Annotated in this window: 5 protein-coding genes; 3 read left to right on the top strand and 2 right to left on the bottom strand. The window is 65.1% G+C overall.

Annotation, left to right across the window (positions count from 1 at the left end):
* The coding region (locus tag JOZ00_RS19680; RefSeq protein WP_293346692.1) for an alpha/beta hydrolase at positions 1-478 on the top strand (478 nt) is incomplete at its 5' end.
* Here the strand turns inward: JOZ00_RS19680 and JOZ00_RS19675 are convergent.
* The gene (locus tag JOZ00_RS19675) at positions 462-1,127 is read right to left on the bottom strand and encodes a TetR/AcrR family transcriptional regulator (protein WP_293346689.1); all 666 of its coding nucleotides are present in this window, start codon (positions 1,125-1,127) and stop codon (positions 462-464) included. The two genes, JOZ00_RS19680 and JOZ00_RS19675, sit on opposite strands and share 17 nt — an antisense overlap.
* 115 nt (positions 1,128-1,242) lie before the next feature.
* Between JOZ00_RS19675 and JOZ00_RS19670 the strand changes: the two genes are divergently transcribed.
* Both JOZ00_RS19670 and JOZ00_RS19665 read left to right on the top strand, forming a co-directional pair.
* Positions 1,243-2,550, top strand: a complete 1,308-nt coding sequence (locus JOZ00_RS19670; RefSeq protein WP_293346686.1) for a cytochrome P450 — start codon at positions 1,243-1,245, stop codon at positions 2,548-2,550.
* A gap of 9 nt (positions 2,551-2,559) precedes the next feature.
* Positions 2,560-2,970: a nitroreductase family deazaflavin-dependent oxidoreductase gene (locus JOZ00_RS19665; protein WP_293346683.1), complete on the top strand. Its 411-nt coding sequence runs from the start codon at positions 2,560-2,562 to the stop codon at positions 2,968-2,970.
* Positions 2,971-2,975: 5 nt separating this feature from the next.
* Here the strand turns inward: JOZ00_RS19665 and JOZ00_RS19660 are convergent.
* A partial coding sequence (locus JOZ00_RS19660; RefSeq protein WP_293346680.1) for an FAD-dependent oxidoreductase occupies positions 2,976-3,644 on the bottom strand: 669 nt, incomplete at its 5' end.

Here is a 3,644-nt window from a genome sequence, read left to right as displayed (position 1 = left end):
CGGCGGCGTTATCGGCGCGGCCAGTCACCCGCGCATCCAATCCCTCGTCTACGTGGCCGCCTTGGCTCCCGACGAGGGCGAGACCGTCGCCGACGTGTTCTACAAGAATCCCCCACATCCGAAAGCCCCGGAGCTCAAACCTGACGGTGAGGGCTGGATCTGGTTGCCGGACAACGCCTTCGACGACGCATTCGCGCAGAATGCACGCCCAAAAGAGCACGCCCTACTGAGAGCGGTTCAGCGCCCCATCGCCGTCCCGTGCATCCAGAAACCCGTACCGAAACCGGGCTGGAGAGACCTACCCAGCTGGTACCTGATCGCGCAGGAAGACCGCATGATCAACCCCGCGACGCAAAAGTTCATGGCCGACCGGATGAACGCCAACACTCACACGCACGACGTCGACCACGCACCGCTGATCACCCGACCTGAAACAGTGACCGAGATCCTCCGGGAAGCCATCAGCGCGGCACAGTAACCATCGGCATCAGGTAGTTGCGCACATAGAGGCGCGTGTCATCGATGGTCGCCAGGTTGATGCTGGTGTGCGGAGTCACGATGAACGACAGCGTCAACCGAGTATGCAGTTCCGCGACGGTGCGCAGGTGGCGCTCTTGTGCCTCCGTCGTGGGATCCGTGCCGTAGAGCTCGGTCCGCAACAGGCCCATCGTGTGCTCGCTGGCGTAATCGAGGATGGCGCCCGCGTCGATGGTCAAGCTGGGCAAGATCGTCTCGGGCTCGGTGCGCAGCAGCTTCTTGAGCAGCGTGTGCTCGCGCATGAACGTCACCGAGAACACCGTGCTGTAGACCATCCGGTCCTCGAACGTCTCCGCGTGTGACCGCGCCGCCGCGCTTCCTTCGAGGTAGCGGCGCGCCTCGGAGAGTACGACGGCGTCGATGAGCGCGGCTTTCGTCGGGAAGCGCCGGTAGAGCGTGGCACGGCCGACGCCGCTGCGCCGCGCGACGTCTTCCATGGTTGTGCGGCGGATGCCGACGAGTTCGGCCTGCTCGAGCGTCGCGGCCAGGATTCGGGTGGTGATCTCGTCGGGGTTGTCGATTTGGGCGAGGACGATCGGGTCGGGCTCGGTGAGGCGCCGCACGAATTCCGCGGTTCGCGTGGAAGTCATCCGATCCTCCTTGCTCCTTCGTGGCGGCCGTCGTATCGTAGCCAGTGAACCATTTGAGACATTGAGAGTCTCATTGTATCGCACGATTCGCACAAAACGGCCTGGAAGGATCGAAATGCGCGTCGGACTCAGGGCCCGGTGGACAGCCATGCACGGTGTGCCGCGGGCATATTTCGCGGTGCAAGCCCGGCGCGGCGACCCGCTCGCCAGGTTCATGCGCGCCGACGCCACCGATCGCTACGCGCTGATGGAGGACATCCGCGCGCGCGGCCCCGTGGTGCGCACGCCCTTCGTCTCGGTGAGCGTCGACCACGCCGTGTGCCGACAAATACTGCGGGACAAACGCTTTGGCGTCACCGCACCCAGCGAGATGGAATTGCCCCGGCCGCTGAAAAAGCTGATCGCCAAAACCGATCCGGGCATCGCGAATCCGGTCGAGCCGCCGGCCATGGTCATTGTGAACCCACCCGATCACACCCGCTACCGGCATCTGGTGGCGCAGAGTTTCACCCCGCGGGCGATCGACACCCTGGGCAGCCGGGTCACCGAGGTGACCATGGAACTGATCGAGCGCATCGGGGCAACGCCGACTCCCGATCTGATCGCCGACTTCGCCATGCAATTGCCCGTCGCCATCATCGCCGAAATCCTCGGTCTGCCAGCCGATTCCTACCCGCGCATGCTGGATTGGGGACGTAGCGGCGCGCCGCTGCTCGATGTCGGAATCGACTGGACTACCTACCGAGACGCCATCGCCGGCATGCGCGACGTCGACGCCTATCTAAGAGAGCACTTCCGCAACCTGCGTAGCGGGCAGCCGGGCGACAACCCGTTCAGCCGCATGGTCGCCGACGGCTCCATGACCGACCACGAGCTCACCGCCAACGCCGCGCTGATCGTCGGCGCAGGCTTCGAAACGACGGTCAATCTGATCGGCAACGGCATCGTGCTGCTGCTGCAACACCCCGAGCAGCTTGCACAGGTGCACGACAATTCTGATATGTGGCCCAACGCCGTCGAGGAGATCCTGCGCCTGGCCAGCCCCGTTCAGATGACGGCGCGCACACCGGGCTGCGACGTCGAAATCGCTGGGACCCACATCGCGGAGGGCGACACGGTCGCACTGCTGCTCGGCGGCGCCAACCGCGACCCGCAATTGTTTTCGGATCCAACATCTTTCGACATCACTCGATCCAACGCCCGCGAGCACCTGGCGTTCGCGTCCGGCATCCACGCCTGCCTCGGTGCCGCCCTGGCCCGAATCGAAGGCGCCACCGCGTTGCGCGCACTGTTCGAGACGTTCCCCAATCTGCGCCTCACCGCGCCCCCACAGCGGCGCGGCCTGATCAACCTGCACGGCTACACACGGCTGCCCGCTCAACTCGGCGGCCGCAGAACAACTTCCGCTGCTCTTCCCGTATAAGGAGTTCCTTTGTCCCCCAAGGCCCATCCCAACAACGCTCCCGGACTGCCGATGCTGTTTCCGGCCTGGATCGACCGGTTACAGATGAAGTACATGAATCCGGTCATGCGGCGGATCGCACGTTTTCTGCCGACGTTCGTGGTACTCAAACACCGCGGCCGCAAGTCGGGCAAGCCGTATCAGACCGTCGTGAATGCCTATCGCAAAGGCAACGTGGTCGCGATCCTGTTGGGGCACGGCAAGACTGACTGGGTGAAGAACGTGACAGCAGCCGGCGAAGCGGACCTACAGTTTCGTGGGAACAACGTGCACATCACCAACGTGCGGGTGCTGCCCACTGGCGCCAATGGCGCCGGCCTGCCGGCCGTAGCGCGACTCGGACTGCGGCGCATGGGCGTCCTGGTCGCAGACGTCGCCTGAGAGCCTCAGCGACGCAACGGCTCTCGCCCCACAGCCGGTGTGACGCTGGCGGCCGCGCTTGCTTCTTCGTGGTCGGCGAGCCAGCGTTCGGCGTCGATGGCGGCCGCGCAGCCGCTGCCGGCGGCGGTCACCGCCTGGCGGTAGGTGCGGTCCACCAGATCCCCGGCGGCAAACACCCCATCGATCGAGGTGCTGGTGGTGCGCCCACGCACCACCACATAGCCCTCGGGATCGGTCTCCACGACATCACGCACCAGCTCTGACCGCGGGTCATGCCCGATCGCCACGAACACCCCGCTCACCGCCAACGTGGTGTGCTTACCGGTGCGCGTGTCGCGCAACCGCAACCCCGTCACCGTGTCACTGCCCTCCACGGCCTCCACCGCCTTATTGGTCACGATGGTGATCTTGTCGTTGGCCTTGGCCCGCTCCAGCATGATCCGCGAGGCCCGAAACTCCTCGCGCCGGTGCACCAAAGTGACGCTGCGGGCAAACCGGGTCAAAAACGTGGCCTCCTCCATCGCCGAGTCCCCACCCCCAATCACCGCGATGTCTTGGTCCTTGAAGAAAAACCCATCACACGTCGCACACGAACTCACCCCACGCCCGAGCAACTCCTGCTCCCCGGGGATCCCCAGATAGCGCGCCGCCGCGCCCATCGCCAAAATCACCGC

It is taken from the genome of Mycobacterium sp., from assembly GCF_019243155.1.
Taxonomy (GTDB): domain Bacteria; phylum Actinomycetota; class Actinomycetes; order Mycobacteriales; family Mycobacteriaceae; genus Mycobacterium.
The sequence above is the reverse complement of the archived record's forward strand: the minus strand, read 5'-3'. Positions and strand labels throughout refer to the sequence as shown.